Here is a 494-nt window from a genome sequence, read left to right as displayed (position 1 = left end):
CAGAGTGAAACAGATGAAACCCTAAATGCGGAGCAACTGGGAGTCAGCAATCTGTATGGTGGCAGCGGCAATGATACGCTGATTGCGGCAAAAACTGGCAGTTGGCTGGTCGGGGGCGCAGGGAGCAATACCTATGTCGGTGGTACCGGCGATGATGTTTTTGTTATCAGCGCTTCTGACGATACGAAAAACATTCACGGCAATGGCGGGCACGATACGGCGATCATTGTCGGTAACCAAGGCGTGGAGCTGAACATGGGTCAAGCCAGTTTAACCATCGCTGAAGGCGGAAGCGGCAACGATACTATCATAAGCGGTAGTGTCAACGGTGTCTTTATCAAGGGCGGTTCCGGTGATTCGGTGCTGGTCGGTGGCATGGGTAACGATGTCTTAGTCGGCGGCAGCGGGCACAACACTATCATTGGTGGCAGTGGCAAGTCGGTTATCTATGCCGGTCCTCAGGGCGACACAATCTATGCTTCCGAAGGCGGCAG

Annotated in this window: 1 protein-coding gene; it reads left to right on the top strand. The window is 54.0% G+C overall.

What is annotated here, in order from left to right; genetic code table 11:
• On the top strand, window positions 1-494 hold a 494-nt coding region (locus tag SLS51_RS23275), incomplete at both ends, for a calcium-binding protein (RefSeq protein WP_323840846.1).

Origin of the sequence: Photorhabdus africana, from assembly GCF_035181445.1 — a bacterium.
GTDB lineage: Bacteria > Pseudomonadota > Gammaproteobacteria > Enterobacterales > Enterobacteriaceae > Photorhabdus > Photorhabdus laumondii.
This window is presented reverse-complemented; position numbering and strand designations above follow the sequence as displayed.